This window comes from Thermodesulfomicrobium sp. WS (assembly GCF_027925145.1).
Taxonomy (GTDB): domain Bacteria; phylum Desulfobacterota; class Desulfovibrionia; order Desulfovibrionales; family Desulfomicrobiaceae; genus Thermodesulfomicrobium.
This window is the reverse complement of record NZ_AP027130.1, coordinates 1254952-1269637: the sequence shown is the minus strand read 5'-3', so window position 1 is coordinate 1269637 and position 14686 is coordinate 1254952. Positions and strand designations below refer to the sequence as shown.

General features: G+C 67.7%; 14 protein-coding genes, 3 tRNA genes and 1 riboswitch. Of the genes, 16 read left to right on the top strand and 1 reads right to left on the bottom strand.

All coding sequences use genetic code 11. The annotated features are described in order from the left end of the window. The first annotated feature begins 34 nt into the window (after positions 1–34). From yihA to QMF81_RS06090, 13 genes are all read left to right on the top strand, one after another. A complete protein-coding gene (yihA, locus tag QMF81_RS06150; protein ID WP_281749850.1) occupies positions 35–637 on the top strand; it encodes a ribosome biogenesis GTP-binding protein YihA/YsxC in 603 nt (200 codons plus the stop codon). Between the two features lie 72 nt (positions 638–709). Then, positions 710–955, top strand: a complete 246-nt coding sequence (locus QMF81_RS06145) for a hypothetical protein (RefSeq protein WP_281749849.1) — start codon at positions 710–712, stop codon at positions 953–955. Positions 956–1132: 177 nt separating this feature from the next. Continuing rightward, positions 1133–1759 (top strand): uracil phosphoribosyltransferase, encoded by a 627-nt coding sequence (gene upp / locus QMF81_RS06140; RefSeq protein WP_281749848.1) that lies wholly within the window; start codon positions 1133–1135, stop codon positions 1757–1759. A 57-nt stretch (positions 1760–1816) separates the two neighbouring features. Then, positions 1817–3055, top strand: a complete 1239-nt coding sequence (locus QMF81_RS06135) for a uracil-xanthine permease family protein (RefSeq protein WP_281749847.1) — start codon at positions 1817–1819, stop codon at positions 3053–3055. Positions 3056–3065: 10 nt separating this feature from the next. Further along, positions 3066–4121, top strand: a complete 1056-nt coding sequence (cbiD, locus tag QMF81_RS06130) for a cobalt-precorrin-5B (C(1))-methyltransferase CbiD (RefSeq protein ID WP_281749846.1) — start codon at positions 3066–3068, stop codon at positions 4119–4121. Further along, the gene (cbiE, locus tag QMF81_RS06125; protein ID WP_281749845.1) at positions 4118–5308 is read left to right on the top strand and encodes a precorrin-6y C5,15-methyltransferase (decarboxylating) subunit CbiE; all 1191 of its coding nucleotides are present in this window, start codon (positions 4118–4120) and stop codon (positions 5306–5308) included. Before cbiD ends, cbiE begins: the two co-directional genes overlap by 4 nt. Next, on the top strand, positions 5305–7155 hold the full coding sequence (gene cobM, locus QMF81_RS06120; protein ID WP_281749844.1) for a precorrin-4 C(11)-methyltransferase: 1851 nt from the start codon (positions 5305–5307) through the stop codon (positions 7153–7155). The genes cbiE and cobM overlap by 4 nt, the downstream gene beginning before the upstream one ends. Then, positions 7098–7889 (top strand): precorrin-3B C(17)-methyltransferase, encoded by a 792-nt coding sequence (cobJ, locus tag QMF81_RS06115; RefSeq protein WP_281749843.1) that lies wholly within the window; start codon positions 7098–7100, stop codon positions 7887–7889. The genes cobM and cobJ overlap by 58 nt, the downstream gene beginning before the upstream one ends. A 17-nt stretch (positions 7890–7906) precedes the next feature. Next, positions 7907–7981, top strand: a tRNA-Gly gene (locus QMF81_RS06110). Positions 7982–7987: 6 nt separating this feature from the next. Continuing rightward, a tRNA-Cys gene (locus QMF81_RS06105) sits at positions 7988–8062 on the top strand. Positions 8063–8068: 6 nt separating this feature from the next. Next, positions 8069–8143: transfer RNA gene (locus QMF81_RS06100), tRNA-Gly, on the top strand. A 64-nt stretch (positions 8144–8207) separates the two neighbouring features. Then, on the top strand, positions 8208–9926 hold the full coding sequence (locus tag QMF81_RS06095) for a YcaO-like family protein (RefSeq protein WP_281749842.1): 1719 nt from the start codon (positions 8208–8210) through the stop codon (positions 9924–9926). Positions 9927–9941: 15 nt separating this feature from the next. Next, positions 9942–10304: a molybdenum cofactor biosynthesis protein MoaE gene (locus QMF81_RS06090; RefSeq protein WP_281749841.1), complete on the top strand. Its 363-nt coding sequence runs from the start codon at positions 9942–9944 to the stop codon at positions 10302–10304. Positions 10305–10371: 67 nt separating this feature from the next. Here the strand turns inward: QMF81_RS06090 and QMF81_RS06085 are convergent, their stop codons facing one another. Further along, complete coding sequence (locus QMF81_RS06085) at positions 10372–11196, bottom strand: glycosyltransferase family A protein (RefSeq protein WP_281749840.1); 825 nt, start codon at positions 11194–11196, stop codon at positions 10372–10374. A 10-nt stretch (positions 11197–11206) separates the two neighbouring features. Here QMF81_RS06085 and QMF81_RS06080 point away from each other — a divergent pair, with 10 nt between their 5' ends. The 3 genes from QMF81_RS06080 (at position 11207) to QMF81_RS06070 (ending at position 14480) form a co-directional block, all read left to right on the top strand. Beyond that, on the top strand, positions 11207–12319 hold the full coding sequence (locus QMF81_RS06080) for a glycosyltransferase family 4 protein (RefSeq protein ID WP_281749839.1): 1113 nt from the start codon (positions 11207–11209) through the stop codon (positions 12317–12319). Continuing rightward, the gene (locus tag QMF81_RS06075) at positions 12316–13440 is read left to right on the top strand and encodes a glycosyltransferase family 4 protein (RefSeq protein WP_281749838.1); all 1125 of its coding nucleotides are present in this window, start codon (positions 12316–12318) and stop codon (positions 13438–13440) included. The genes QMF81_RS06080 and QMF81_RS06075 overlap by 4 nt, the downstream gene beginning before the upstream one ends. Then, a complete protein-coding gene (locus QMF81_RS06070; RefSeq protein ID WP_281749837.1) occupies positions 13437–14480 on the top strand; it encodes a glycosyltransferase family 9 protein in 1044 nt (347 codons plus the stop codon). The genes QMF81_RS06075 and QMF81_RS06070 overlap by 4 nt, the downstream gene beginning before the upstream one ends. After that, positions 14480–14659: riboswitch (cobalamin riboswitch) on the top strand. Its footprint overlaps the gene before it by 1 nt. Positions 14660–14686 lie beyond the last annotated feature (27 nt).

Below are 14686 nucleotides of genomic sequence, written 5' to 3'. Positions count from 1 at the left end.
ATAGGCCAGGAAGCGTCAACCACCTTCCCTTTCCATGCGCGCTACCCTTACTCTCGAATCTACCATCTATACCCCTCGCCAGATGCAGCTGCCCGATGCCCCGCAACTGGCCCTGGCGGGACGTTCCAACGTCGGCAAGTCGAGCCTCATCAATGCCCTGGCGGGACGGCGGACACTGGCCAAGACCAGCAGCACCCCGGGAAAGACCCGGAGCATCAACCTCTACCGTGTCACTCCGGGGGACTTCTATCTCGCGGACCTACCCGGATACGGGTATGCCCGCGCCTCCCACGCCGACCGCGATGCCTGGGCGCGCCTCATCCACGCCTACCTCACGGACAACCCCCACCTGCGCGCCCTGGTGGTGCTCCTCGACAGCCGCCTTGCCCCGCAGCAACTGGACATGGACCTGGTCGCCTACGCCCAAGAACACCATATCCCCCTCCTTCCCGTACTCACCAAGGTGGACAAGACGTCTCTCAAAGAGCGCGCTCAGGTTGCACGACGCTGGGCGGACATCCTCGGGACCCCAGAGCCGCCCCTTGCCGTATCCAGCCGCACCGGCCTGGGCATCGCGCACCTGTGGCGAAGCATCGAACGATTCGTCTTGGCGACAATTGACGAAAGCGCCCCTTGACGCCTCCCAACGACGATGCCACGAAAACCAACCGGGCAATCACTTTCATTTCCTCACATAAGGAGACCCTCAATGTTCGACATGTTCACCGAACGCCTGACCAACATCCACATCCACCAGGGCATCGTCCGCATGGAATTCGCCCGCTTGGGCAGCGTCAATCCCGAGACCAAAGAATACACCCTGGAGCCGGGATTTCGCATCGCCATCCCGCTGGATGCTTTCCTCCACGCCGCAGACCGCATGCATGCGGTCAAGGAAGACATCTTGGCCAAGGTGCGGGAACAGGCCATGCAGCACCAAGGGGCACAGGTATAGCTCCCGGGGGCGTCTTCCGACGCCCCTTGTGCTGTTCTCTGCCCACAGGCGCTTTCCTCGAAAGGAAAGACATCTGCCGCGCCGACGCGCCGCTTTGCGGCAGGCCTTCTTGACCCAGGACGATGCCTTGGGCTAACGAAAGCCGGTTTGACCGCAACCCACCCCTGGAGGTTCCCCATGGCTGTATATGTCGCAGAACACCCGCTCATCCAACATAAGCTCGGGTTGCTTCGCAAACACGATATCAGCACCAAGAATTTTCGCGAGCTCGCCTCCGAGGTCGCGCGACTGCTCACCTATGAGGCCACCAAAGACTTCCAGACGGAAAAACGCATCATCCAGGGATGGGCGGGACCAGTGGAAGTGGACGTCATCAAAGGCAAAAAAGTGACGGTGGTGCCCATTTTGCGTGCGGGCTTGGGGATGCTCGACGGGGTGCTCGACCTCATCCCCGGGGCCAAGGTGAGCGTCGTGGGGTTCTACCGCAACGAAGCCACCCTGGAGCCCGTGGAATACTACGTGAAACTGGCCAAAAACATCGAGGACCGCATGGCCATCATCCTCGATCCCATGCTCGCCACTGGCGGCACCCTGGACGCCACCATCCGCTGCCTCAAAAAGGCAGGCTGCACCAGCATCCGCGGCCTCTTCTTGGTGGCCGCGCCGGAGGGCATCGCCCGCATCACGCGCGCGCATCCGGACGTGGACATCTACGTGGCCGCCGTCGACCAACGCCTCAATGAGCACGGCTACATCCTCCCCGGCCTTGGCGACGCCGGTGACAAGATCTTCGGCACCAAGTAATCCAAGCCGCCTGGAGGCGGCTTTTTTGTTCCACCCTTAACCCTGTGAGGTTCCCTCATGACAACCGGCAGCACGGAGTATTCCTTTCGGTTCCAGGATTGCCTCCTGGGGGCCCAAATGCTCTTCGTGGCCTTTGGCGCCTTGGTCCTCGTCCCCCTCTTGACCGGGCTTGACCCCAACGTGGCGCTCTTCACCGCCGGGGCCGGCACCCTGCTCTTTCAGGTCATCACCAAAGGAAAGGTCCCGGTATTCCTGGCGTCTTCCTTTGCCTTCATCGCGCCCATCATCTACGGGGCTCAGACCTGGGGCATCCCGCAGACTTTGAGCGGCCTTGCCGCGGCTGGCGTGGTCTACCTGCTTCTCGCCGCGCTCATCCGCTGGCGCGGGGTCGGTGTGCTGCACCAGTTGCTCCCCCCCGTGGTCACCGGACCGGTGATCATGGTCATCGGCCTCATCCTGGCCAAGGTGGCGGTCTTCATGGCCGTGGGCAAGACCGGCGATGGCAGCGCGGAACTCTTTGCCCGCACCGACGCCCTCACGGTGTCCATGATCGCCCTTGCGGCCACCATCGCCGCGTCACTCCTCGGTCGTGGGATCCTCAAGCTCATCCCCATCCTGGTGGGCATCGTCACCGGATACGTGGTGAGCGTTTTCCTCGGCATGGTGCATTTCGATACCATCAGCGCCGCGCCGTGGTTTGCGGTCCCCAACTTCACCTTCCCGCAATGGAATTGGGAGGCCGTGCTCTTCATCGTGCCCGTGGCCATCGCCCCGGCCATCGAACATTTCGGCGACATCCTGGCCATCAGCTCGGTAACCGGGAAGAACTTTCTCAAAGACCCCGGCGTGCATCGCACCATGCTCGGCGACGGTCTGGCCACCACGCTGGCCTCCTGCCTGGGCGGGCCGCCCAATACCACCTACTCCGAGGTCACCGGCGCCGTGGCCCTGACCCGCGCCTTCAACCCGGCCATCATGACCTGGGCCGCCATCACCGCCATCCTGCTCGCCTTTGTGGGAAAGCTCGGCGCGTGCCTGCAAAGCATCCCGGCGCCGGTCATGGGCGGCATCATGATCCTGCTTTTCGGCGCCATCACCGTGGTGGGCATCAACACCCTGGTGCGGGCCGGTGAAGACCTCATGCAGGCCCGCAACCTCGCCATCGTGGCCGTGATCCTCGTCTTCGGCATCGGCGGCATGAGTTTTGGCGTCAGCGAGGTGACCATCAGCGGCATCGGCCTGGCGGGGATCACCGGCGTCATCCTCAACCTCGTGCTCCCCAATCCCAAAGAGTAATCCCACGCCCATGCGTCCTGCCCTGCGTACGGGATTTACCACCGGCACCGCAGCAGCGGCCGCGGCCAAGGCCGCGGCCCTGCTCGTGCTGGAAACGGCGTCCCCCACCGAGGTGGACGTCCCCCTGCCTGCGGGCGGAAGGCTGCGCATCCCCGTGGCATGCCTCCGGCGCACTGCAGACGCTGCGGAGGCCGTGGTCATCAAGGACGCCGGCGACGACCCGGACGCCACCCACGGGGCCCACATCCACGCCCAGCTCACCTGGGACCCCACAGGCACCGAAGTGCTCATCCACGGCGGCCCTGGAGTGGGCCGCGTCACCCGCCCCGGCCTTGTGCTCCCTGTGGGCGAAGCGGCCATCAACCCCGCCCCCCGCAGGCAGATTGCCGCAGCGGTGCGCGAAGTACTCCCCTACGGCGGCGTGCACGTGACCATCAGCGTGGAAAACGGCGAAGCCATAGCCCAGAAGACCATGAACCCGCGTCTCGGCATCCTGGGGGGCATTTCCATCCTCGGCACCCGCGGCACGGTCAAACCCTTCAGCCACGGCGCCTGGCGGGCCACCATCCACACCGAGCTCGCCGTGGCCCGGGCCGCAGGAGCCAAGCAGGTGCTCTATACCACCGGCAGCAGGTCCGAACGCTTTTTCCGCGCCCACTTCCCGGCGCCTGCGTCCGCCGTGCAGGTGGCCGACCACGTGGCCTTCGCCCTGCGCGAGGCGGCCCGTCAGGGATTCGCCCACGTGCACTGGGCGCTTTTTCTGGGAAAGCTCCTCAAGCAGGCCCAAGGCATGCCGTGCACCCACGCCCACTTCGGGCCCGTGGACCTGGATCTCCTTGCCCGCCTTGCCCGCGAGCGCGGCATCGACCTGCCGCTTGCCTCCGCCCCCACGGCCCTGGCAGCTTCCGACATGCTCCGCGGCCATGCCCAAGCCCCGGAACTCTACCGCGCCCTCATGGCCCAAGCCGCCCGCCACGCCCGCGATTTTGCCCGCGCGCCCCTGGAGCTGACCTACAGCCTCTTTGCCCTGGACGGGACCCTCCTTGCGCAGTGGAGCACCCCATGATCCATCTTGTCGGCATCGCTGCGGGAAAGACGCTGCCCGCCGAAGACGCAGAGCTCCTGAGGACCGCGGCGCACGTGGCAGGGGCCCCGGCCATCCTGGACGCCCTGGGCGTCCCCGAGGAAAAACGCCTGCCCATGGGCCGGGACATGGCGGCCCTGGGACGCCAGCTGCGGGAGCTCTCCACGCAAGGCCAAGGCATCGTCGTTGTGGCCAACGGCGATCCCCTGTTCTTCGGCCTCGGCGCCTCCCTGCTTCCCCATCTTTGCCAATGCCCCACCACCGTGCACCCAGCGCCTGCCTGCCTGCAGCTTTTGGCCGCCGCCCTGAAGCGCCCCTGGTGGAAGTGGCGAGTCACCAGTCTCCACGGAAGGGACGACGTCTTCGCCCTCCTGGCAAGCCTCACCCACGCCCAGGAGAGCTTCGTCCTCACCGACCCCAAGCACGATCCCGCCTGGATCGGGACGCTCCTTGCCGAGCGCGGCGCGGATGAGTCCTTCATACTCCACGTGGGCGAATGCCTGGGCCTTGCCGAGGAACGCATCCAGCATCTTTCTCCAGCCGCGGCGGCCCACGCCTCCTTCCGGCAGCCCAACGTGGTGCTCGCAGAGCGCCTCGGCCCAGGGCCAGCGCCCAGCGTGGACGGTGTGCCCCTCAGCCACGACGGCACCATCTCCAAGACCGCCACCCGCGCCCTGGCCATGGCCCTGCTTGCCCCAGGGCCGCAGGCCGTGTTCTGGGACGCAGGTGCCGGCGCCGGCACCATGGCCCTGGAGGCCGCGGCGCGCATTTCCCACGGCATGGTCTTCGCCCTGGAGCACTCTCCCCAGCGCCTGGCGGCCATCCACACCAACCGCATCCACGCCCGCGCCTGGATGGTGGAGGTCGTCCCCGGCCCCATGGCCCAGACCGCGCCCACCCTGCCGCGCCCAAGCCACATCTTCTGGGGCGGCGGCATCACCGCCTGCAATCTGGAGGTGTTGCGCCAATGCCTGCGCCCGGGCGGCCGCATGGTGGCAAGCTTCGTCCGCCTGGAGGTCCTGGAGATGCTTCGCCAGCACGCCCCGCGTCTGGGTCTCACCCTCAGCCTCCACCACCTCCAGCACAGCCACGCCGAGCCCCTGGCAGGCGGCACGCGGCTGGTGCCCGCCAACCCCGTCTTTCTCGCCCTCATGGAGAAGCCCGCATGACCGACCGCACCCCTTGCCGCGGCAAGGTGATCTTCGTGGGCGCCGGCCCCGGGGCACCGGATCTCATCACCGTGCGCGGCCAGCGCGTCATCGCCCTGGCCGACCTCATCGTCTACGCTGGCTCCCTGGTGCCGCGCGCCGTGCTTGAAGGGGCCAAGCCCGAGGCGCGCCTGGTGGATTCCGCGCCCCTCACCCTCGAGGAGACCCACCGGATCATGGCCGAGGCCGCCCACGCCGGCCTCATGGTCGCCCGGGTGCACACCGGCGACCCCAGTCTCTACGGCACGGTGCCGGAACAGGCCCGCCTGCTGGACGCCGAAGGCATCCCCTGGGAGGTGGTGCCCGGGGTCTCCGCGGCCTTTGCCGCCGCAGCCGCGGCCAAGGTCGCCTTCACCCTGCCCGAAGGCCCGCAAAGCCTCATCCTCACCCGCCTGCCCGGCCGCACCCCCGTGCCTGCGGCAGAGGACCTGACGCTGCTTGCCCGCTCCCGGGCGGCCATGGCCGTCTACCTCTCCGCCCCCAAGGCCGAGGAACTGGCACAACAGCTCAGCCGCGCCGGACTTCCTCCGCAAACCCCCGTGGTGGTGGCGGCCCGCGTGGGACACCCGGAAGAAGAGATCCGCAAGACCACGCTCCAGGATCTGCCGACCGATGCCCGCGGCCTCACCCGCCAGACCGTCTTCTTGGTGCTTCCGGGACACGAAACCCCGCACCCGGCCTCCCGGCTCTACGACCCCGGCTTTGCCCACGGCTTTCGGAAACGCACCACCAGGAAGCCGCCGGAGCCGGTGGCCATCTACAGCTTTTGCTCGCAAGGCATTGCCATCGCCCAGCGCCTCGGCGCCCAGCTTGCGGCCACCCTCTTCGCCCCGACGCGCCTGGCCGGCCCTGGGATGGAGAAGATGACGCGCCTGGCCGAAACCATGGCGCAGAGCTGGCGCGCCTTTGCCGGGCATATCTTCGTGGGCGCTACCGGCATTGCCGTGCGCGCCATTGCCCCGCACCTGCGCACCAAGACCCAGGACCCGGCGGTGGTGGTCTGCGACCCATCCGGCCGCTTCGTGGTCAGTCTCGTCAGCGGCCATCTGGGCGGGGCCAACGCCCTGGCCTCAGCGGCGGCCCGGATCCTGGGGGCAACGGAAGTCATCACCACCGCTTCGGAGAGCACCGGCACCCCGGCCCTGGACCTCCTTGCCCGCGAAAGCGGCCTTGCCATCGGCAACCCCGAAGCCCTGGCCCGGACGCAGGGGGCGTGGCTGGAAGGCCAGCGCCTTGCCCTGTGGGACCCTGAAGGGTGGCTGAAGCTTCCCGAAAACGCCCGTTCATTGCTCACCCCGGCAGACGCCCCGGAGGCTGCGGCCATCTGGGTGGGGCCGGAGACCACCGCTGCCTCGGCCCTGCGCCTGCATCCCCCGTGCCTGGCCATCGGCGTGGGCTGCCGCCGCGGTGTGCCCGCCAGTCACATCCTGAAGGCCATCACCGCCACCCTCGGCGCCCACGGCCTCAGTCCCAAAGCCGTGGCCCTGGTGTGCAGCATCGACGCCAAGGCCCAGGAGCCGGGGCTGCACGAGGCCGCACGCAGCCTTGGTGTCCCTTTTCGGTGCTTTCCCCCAGACGTCCTTTCTGCCCAGCCCGCGCCCCATCCTTCGGCGCGGGTCTACCAGCACATGGGAGTATCCAGCGTATGCGAAGCTGCAGCCCTTGCCAGCCATCCCCAAGCCAGGTTGCGCATCCCCAAGACCATCCACGGCCCGGTGACAGTGGCCGCAGCCCAGCTCCCCTGTGGGTGGTGGGACTCGGACCTGGAGACCCAAGCCTTCTGCCCCCCCTTGCCCGAGACGCCCTGAGCCGGGCCCAGGCCATCGTGGGCTACGGGACCTATCTGGACCTCGTGCCTGCGGAGCTCCTTGTGGGCAAAACCATCGTCGAGACCCCCATGCGTCAGGAACGCGCCCGGGCCGAGGCCGCGGTGGATCACGCCCGGCACGGCACGGCCACGGCCGTGGTCTCCTCGGGGGATGCCGGCATCTACGGTATGGCCGGGCTCATCCTCGAGACCATGGAGCGCCGCGGCTGCCATGCGCAGATCCCCTGGGAGGTGATCCCCGGCATCCCGGCCCTGGCTGCAGCCGCGGCCAGGCTCGGGGCGCCGCTCACCCACGACTTTGCCGTCATCTCCCTCTCGGACCTGCTCACCCCGGAAGCGACCATCCGCCGCCGCCTCCTCGCCGCGGCCCAGGCCGACTTCGTCACCGTGCTCTACAACCCCTGCTCCACCCGGCGCACCACCTTGCTCCCCGAAGCCCTGCGCATCCTCGCCGCCCACCGTCCGCCAACCACGCCCGTGGGGTTTGTGCGCAACGCCTACCGGCAGGGGGAGACCATCTGGACCACCACCATCGCCAAGGCCACCGCCCACGGCGTGGACATGCGCACCATCGTGCTGGTGGGAAGCTCCTCCTCGCGCCTGGTGGGCAGGCACGTGCTGACGCCCCGAGGGTACTATCCCGCCACGCCCTCAGACAACAATCCGGGAACATTCGACAAAAATCCGGTTGACACTGGTGCCGAGGCTCTATAAACACCGACCTCCGTTGAGCGGGAGTAACTCAGTGGTAGAGTGCAACCTTGCCAAGGTTGAAGTCGCGGGTTCAAATCCCGTTTCCCGCTCCACATCAAGGCGGCATAGCCAAGTGGTAAGGCAGAGGTCTGCAAAACCTCCATTCTCCAGTTCAAATCTGGATGCCGCCTCCACGCCGAGCGGGAGTAACTCAGTGGTAGAGTGCAACCTTGCCAAGGTTGAAGTCGCGGGTTCAAATCCCGTTTCCCGCTCCACATAAAAGATTGGAGGCCAGCATCGCTGGCCTTTTTTTGTCTCCTCCAACCAAAGCAGACTTATATGATCCAGCTTCGCCCCTGCCCCAAAGGCTTCACCACTGACCTGGACAAGACCCGCGACCCGGCCCAGACCGTGGCCGAGGTCCGCGCCGCCCTGGCCCAGAGCGGTCTGCACGTCCTGGCCGAAACCCGCCGTGTGGACACCGGACGCTTGGGGATCCCTGTGTACATGTCCGTCTGCGGCGAGCATGCCCGAAAGATCATGCCCACCCGCAAACAGATGGGCAAAGGCTCCTCGCCCGCACAGGCCGAAGCCTCGGCCCTCATGGAGCTCGTGGAGCGCTTCAGCTTTTTCAGTTTCTGGGAAGACGCCGACGTGCCCAGCCTCACCTGGTCCGAAGCCGAAGCCCGCTTCGGCAAAGACCTCATCCCTGTGGAATGGATCCTCCATTCCGTGGCCGACCCCGCCTCAGCGCAATCGGCACGCGCTGCGTTGGACCTGGTGCCCTGGCGCTTTGCCGAGGCAACGGACCTCGCCGGCGAGCGTCCGCTGTGGGTGCCCATCACCTGGTTCAAGAAGCTCAATGAGTTCAACGGCTCCTGCGCGGGCAACTCCATGGAAGAAGCGATCCTTCAGGGAGTGTGCGAACTGGTGGAACGCCACGTGTGCTGCCTGTGGGACCGTACCCGCCCGCAAACGCCCACCATCGACCCCCAAAGCGCCACGGATCCGGTTCTGCGGGAGCTGCTCGCCAAGTTCGCCGCTGCCGGAGTCCGGGTCTGGCTCAAGGACTTTTCCCTGGGCATGCCCGTACCCACCGTGGCGGCCCTGGCCTACGATCCGGCAACCTTTCCACTCCAAAGCGAGATCGTCTTTACCGCCGGTACTGCCAGCTCCCCCGAAAAGGCCGCCATCCGGGCGCTCACGGAAGTGGCGCAGCTGGCGGGGGATTTCATCACTGAAAGCAACTACGAGGCCTCGGGGCTGCCCAAGTTCTTCCGTCTGGAAGACACCGCCTGGGTGGAAGCAGGCCCCCTGGTCTCCATCCACACCCTGCCCAATATCGCGCACGACGACATCACCGAGGAACTGCGCACCCTGGCGCGCGGGCTCGCCCAGCTCGGCCATCCTCCCCTGGCCGTGGCCACCACCCATGCGCGCCTGGGCATTCCCACGGCCTATACCTTTGCCCCGGGACTGCTCTTTCGCGAGCGCACCCCCCGGGCGTCGGTAGGGCTTTTCGTGGGCCGGGTCTTGGCCGAGGAAGTGGATCCCGAGGCCGCCAAGGCCGGACTTCAGACCCTGGAATCCTTGTGGCCGGATGCGCCGTACCTGCCCTTTTTCCACGGCCTCGTGGCGTTGCGGCAAGGAGATCTTCCCCGGGCGGCCCAGCTCTTCGCCCAGGCCGAACCCCTGCAGGAAGACGCCGACGACCGGGGACTTGCCGCCTTCTACCAGGCCTACGCCCTCACCCAGGAAGGGCATTGGAGCGAGGCCATCCCCATCCTGGACCGGGCCATCGACGCGTGCCCTGAAGTCAAGGAATACTACAACCTGCGCGGCGTGGCCTACTTCAAAGAGAGCCAGTACGCCGCGGCAGCGGCCAATTTCGAGCTGGCCCTGGAGCTCGACAGCGGCTCGGTCATGGACCTGGCCAATCTCGGCGTCTGCCACAAACTTCTCGGCCATACGACCCTTGCCCGGCAAATCCTTACCCGAGCGCTCACCATCGACCCCAGCCTGGACTTTGTCCGCCAGCACCTCACGGAACTCCCCTGAACCCACGGAGGCATCATGGACATCACCCGCACCATCGCCCAATTGAAGCAGGAACCCGGCTTCGCCGAGCACGTGGGCATGATCCTCGTGCATAACGGCGTGGTCCGCGCCTGGTCGCGCAAGGACGGCGCGGCCGTCACCCAGGTGGAAGTCCATCCGGACCGCGCCAAGATCGAGGCCATCCGCAAGGAAATCGAAGCCCGGCCCGGCATCTTCCGCGTCGTGGTGGAGGCCAAGGAAGGAGTGCTGCAGGTGGGTGACGACCTGCTCTTTCTCATCGTGGCCGGAGACGTCCGCGAAAACGTCAAGCCCGCCCTGGCGGAGCTCCTCGACCGCATCAAGGCCGAGGCCATCACCAAGCGGGAGATCGGCGCCTAAGCCGGGAACGGCAGGCGCAGGAGCAGCGCCAGGGGCAGGAGGCCATCACCAAGCGGGAGATCGGCCCCTAAGCCTCCTTGCCGGCGCGGGCCGCATCCATCCACTGGCCGACGAGCACGGCCTCGTCCACCAGGCCGTGTTTGAGGCAGCCTGCCTGGTAGATGCGGCCGCGGCGCACCATTTCCGCAGCCAGGATGCGGCGGTCTTCGGCGCGCTGCGCCCGGGCAAGGGCCCGGCGCAGGCCTTCCAGGCGGAACCGGTCCTGCCCCACGAAAAGGCGGGAGAGCTGATCCGCATGGCCGCCGGTCTTGACCACCAAGGCCTGGGGCACAAGCCCCACCGGGGCCACGAGGAGCAGCCGCAGCCACAAGGCGTAGTCCTCGCACGCCGGCAGGTCCTCGTCGAACGGCCCCACCTGCTCCCAGAGGGCGCGGGAAAAGAGCACGCACGACGGGCTGATCAGGCAGAGCGCCACGGCCCGCTCCAAAAACCATCCCGCAGGCTTGGCGTGCTTGCGGCACGGATTCACCCGCCGGCCGTGGCGGATCCAGATCTCTTCGGTCTGGCAGGCCGAAAACCCCGAGTCCGCCACAAAGCGCATCTGCGCCTCCAATTTGCGCGGCAGCCACAGGTCGTCGGAATCCAAGAAGGCGATCCACGCGCCGGCGCTTGCCTCCACCCCCCGGTTGCGGGCATGGCTCACCCCACGCGGCGGGGTGACCAGCACCCGCATCCGGGGCTCCTGGGCCGCCAGGTCCTCCAGCACGGTACGGGTGGCGTCGTCGGAACCGTCGTCCACGGCCACAAGCTCCCAGTCCTGCCAGGTCTGCGCCCACACGGAGCGCACCGCGCGCTCCACCACCGCGGCACGATTGCGGACCGGAAGAATCACGGAGACCACAGTGCGTATCCTCCACATCGCCAATGTACGCTGGTTCAACGCCACGGTCTGGTATGCCATGGAGCTGGCCCGCCTGCAGCAAGCCGCCGGCCACCAGGTGCGCGTGGCGGTCCTCCCCGGCACCCTGGCCGAGGCGGCAGGAAAGAAGCGCGGCCTATCCTTGGTCCGTCTGGACCACAATACCCGCACCCCCTGGGGCACGGCGCGCCTGGCCCGCGCCATCGGCGAACTCACCTCGCGCTTTTGCCCCCAGGTGGTCAATTGCCACCGGGGGGAGCACTTCTGGATGTGGGCCGCCCTGCGCCGCCTGCGCCGGGACTTCGCCCTCATCCGCACCCGCGGCGATCAGCGCCCCCCCAAAAACGACCCCATCAACCGCTGGCTCCATCTGCAGGCGGACGCCGTGATCAGCACCAATTCCGCCACCACCCGGCGCTTTCTCGCCATGGGGCTGCCGCGCGAGCGCATCTTCTGTATCCTCGGCGGCGTGGACACCGAGACCTTCTTCCCCAACCCCGAAGCCCGAAAGCGTGTACGGGCCGAGCTCGGCTTCACCGAAGACCACCTGGTGCTCGGGCTCTTGGGCCGCCTGGATACGGTCAAGGGCCAGCGCGAGATCATCGAGGCCCTCCGGATCCTCCATCACCGCGGCCACAGGCACCTGCGCCTGCTGCTCCTCGGCTTTTCCTCCGCCCTTGCCGAGGCCACGGTGCAGGACTGGATCCGCGCAGCCGGTCTGGACGCCGCAGTCACCATCACCGGCCGCGTGGAGCCGGTGGCGGAGTACCTCAACGCCGTGGACCTGGCGGTGGTCCCCTCCCTGTGGTCCGAGGCCATCGCCCGCGCCGCCCTGGAATGGATGGCCTGCGGTGTGCCGACCCTGGCGAGCACCGTGGGCGTGCTGCCGGACCTCTTTGCCCCCGAGGCCCTGGTGCCGCCGGGGGACGTGGCGGCCTGGGCGCAGCGCATCGAAAAGGCCATGGACGCGGATTTTCGCCTGCGCCTGCGCGACCTCCAAGACCAACGCCTGCCGGAGCTCACCAGCGAGACGTTCCTTGCGGCCACCATGGAGGTGTACGCCAGGGCCCTTACCCGCGTGGAGCGACCGCGATGAAGCCGCGCATCGCCCTCATGGCACCGCGCCTTGGCCGCTACGGCGGCATGGAAGGCTTCACCTGGCGTCTGGCCGAATACCTGCGCGACGAGTTCGTGGTCCACGTGCTCTGTATGCAGCAGGACGGCCGCGCCCCGGAAGGGGTGCAGGTGGTGCGTCTGGGCCGGCCCCTTCCAGGACGGGCGGGCAAGATCCTCTGGTTCGCCCTGGCCGCGGAATGGGCGCGGCGCACCGGCAGGTATGCCGCTACCATAGGCATGGGTACCACCCTCTTCCAGGACGTGCTGCGCATCAGCGGCGCCCCTACCCGGCGTTTCTGGGAACTCACCGCCCCGGCCTACGGCCATGGATGGCCGCGGCACGCCAAGATGCTGCGCCGCTGGGCCAACCCCGGCCACCTGCTGGCCATGGCCGTGGAGCGGCTCCAGCTTTCCGGCTCCCGCATCCTCGTGGCCAATTCCCACCTGGTGCGCGACCTTATGCGCGAAAGCTTCCCCCAGCTCCAAAACCGCCCCATCCCGGTCATCTACAACGCCCCGGACACCAGCCGCTTTGCCCCGCCCTCGCCGCAAGCGCGCTCCCGCGCCCGCAGCCTCTGGAATATCCCGCCGGACTGTATCGCCCTGGGGACCGCAGCCACCAATTTCCGCCTCAAGGGGATCTTTCCCTTGATCGAAAGCCTGCGCCACCTGCCTAAGGCAGTCCACCTCTGGGTGGCAGGCGGCCGCTCCCCGCACCAGGCGCTCGCGCACGCCCGGCGCCACGGCCTGGAAAACCGGGTGCATTTCCTCGGCCGGGTGGACGACATGCCCGTCTTCTACGCCGCCCTGGATGGCTTCGTGCTCAATACCTTCTACGACGCCTGCGCCAACGCCGTGCTCGAGGCCCTGGCCACGGGGCTTTGCACCATCTCCACCCGCTGGAACGGCAGCAGCGCCTTTCTCGCACCCGAGGCGATCATCAAGGACCCCGCCGACCCCATGCAGGTGGCCCGCGCCATCGCCGCCAACCTGGGCAAAAGCACCCAGCGCCCGGACTTCCGGCCCGCCATGGGCCTTGCCCCTTACCGGGACCTCCTTGGCGGCCTCATCCAGCAGAACACACGAGACACGCTGCCATGAACCTCGCCGCCTTTTCTCCCCGCCGCATCCTCGTCTGCCAGTTGCGCCAGATCGGCGACGTGCTCCTCACCACCCCCAGCATCCGGCTTCTGGCCCAACGCTTTCCCGCAGCAGAGATCCACGTCTTCACCGAAGCCAAATGCGCCCCCATCCTCGAGCACAACCCCCACATCTCGCGCATCTGGACGGTTCCCCGCAGCCTCGCCCAAGCCCTCCCCTTGTGGAGCCGCCTGGCGGCCACAGGCTTCGACCTGGTGGTGGACTTCCAGCAGCTTCCCCGCTGCCGCATGGCGACCCTGCTTTCCCGGGCGCGCGTGCGCCTCTCTTACCCCGCACCCTGGTACAACCGCCTGCTCTACACCCACACCCACCCGCCGCGCGCCGGCGCCTACGCCGCGGCCTTCAAGGCCGGTATCCTCGAGGCCCTGGGCATCACCTGGCAGGGCGAGGCCCCGGAGGTCTTTCTCTGCCCCGAGGAAACGACCGCCGCCCGCCACTGGATCCAGCAGGCAGGGCTTGAGGAACGCGGCTTCTGGACCGTGGACCCCACCCACCGCCGGCCTGCCCGGCGCTGGCCGCATTTCGCGGCCCTGGTAGGCGAGATCCACCGCCGGATGCCGGAATTTCGCGCCCTCCTCCTCTACGGCCCCGGCGAAGAAAAGGAGGTGCGCCGCCTGGCCGCCGCCTGCCCGCCGCAGGCCGTGGTGGTCCCGGAAACCCTCCTTGCTTTGCGCCAGATGGCCGCCATCATGCGCCTTTCCCGCGGCCATATGGGCAATTGCTCGGCCCCGCGCCACATGGCCGTGGCCGTGGGCGTACCGTCCTTCACCATCCGCGGAGCCACCAGCGGCGGCTGGCGCTATCCCGCGGCCATGCATCAGGACATGGCCTTGGGCCTTGCCTGCCAGCCATGTAACCACAACGTCTGCCCGCACGGCCATACCCGCTGCCTGACCGACCTTTCCCCAGAAGCCGTGGCACAGGCGGCCATGGAGTGGATGCAGCGGAGCGCGTTGACACCCTGCCCGCCTCGCCCTTAGGACACAAACCTGCTGTGGATGCTTGGGAATCCCGTGCAAATCGGGAGCGGGCCCGCCGCCGTAAGTCCCTGCAACCTCGTTTCCCCGCCTTCGGGCGGTCGGGTCACTGGGATACTCCTGGGAAGGCCGGAAACCGAGGGGGACAAGCCGGAAGACCGATCCACGGCCAATAGGACTACGGCTCGAGCGCCAACGGGGGTCTTGGC

Excerpts from the sequence above, each read along its gene's own strand:
- yihA (WP_281749850.1), top strand. The coding sequence starts at position 35 with ATGCGCGCTACCCTTACTCTCGAATCTACCATCTATACCCCTCGCCAG.
- upp (WP_281749848.1), top strand. The coding sequence starts at position 1,133 with ATGGCTGTATATGTCGCAGAACACCCGCTCATCCAACATAAGCTCGGG.
- cbiE (WP_281749845.1), top strand. The coding sequence starts at position 4,118 with ATGATCCATCTTGTCGGCATCGCTGCGGGAAAGACGCTGCCCGCCGAA.
- QMF81_RS06090 (WP_281749841.1), top strand. The coding sequence starts at position 9,942 with ATGGACATCACCCGCACCATCGCCCAATTGAAGCAGGAACCCGGCTTC.
- QMF81_RS06075 (WP_281749838.1), top strand. The coding sequence starts at position 12,316 with ATGAAGCCGCGCATCGCCCTCATGGCACCGCGCCTTGGCCGCTACGGC.
- QMF81_RS06135 (WP_281749847.1), top strand. The coding sequence starts at position 1,817 with ATGACAACCGGCAGCACGGAGTATTCCTTTCGGTTCCAGGATTGCCTC.
- cbiD (WP_281749846.1), top strand. The coding sequence starts at position 3,066 with ATGCGTCCTGCCCTGCGTACGGGATTTACCACCGGCACCGCAGCAGCG.
- cobM (WP_281749844.1), top strand. The coding sequence starts at position 5,305 with ATGACCGACCGCACCCCTTGCCGCGGCAAGGTGATCTTCGTGGGCGCC.
- QMF81_RS06070 (WP_281749837.1), top strand. The coding sequence starts at position 13,437 with ATGAACCTCGCCGCCTTTTCTCCCCGCCGCATCCTCGTCTGCCAGTTG.
- QMF81_RS06145 (WP_281749849.1), top strand. The coding sequence starts at position 710 with ATGTTCGACATGTTCACCGAACGCCTGACCAACATCCACATCCACCAG.
- QMF81_RS06095 (WP_281749842.1), top strand. The coding sequence starts at position 8,208 with ATGATCCAGCTTCGCCCCTGCCCCAAAGGCTTCACCACTGACCTGGAC.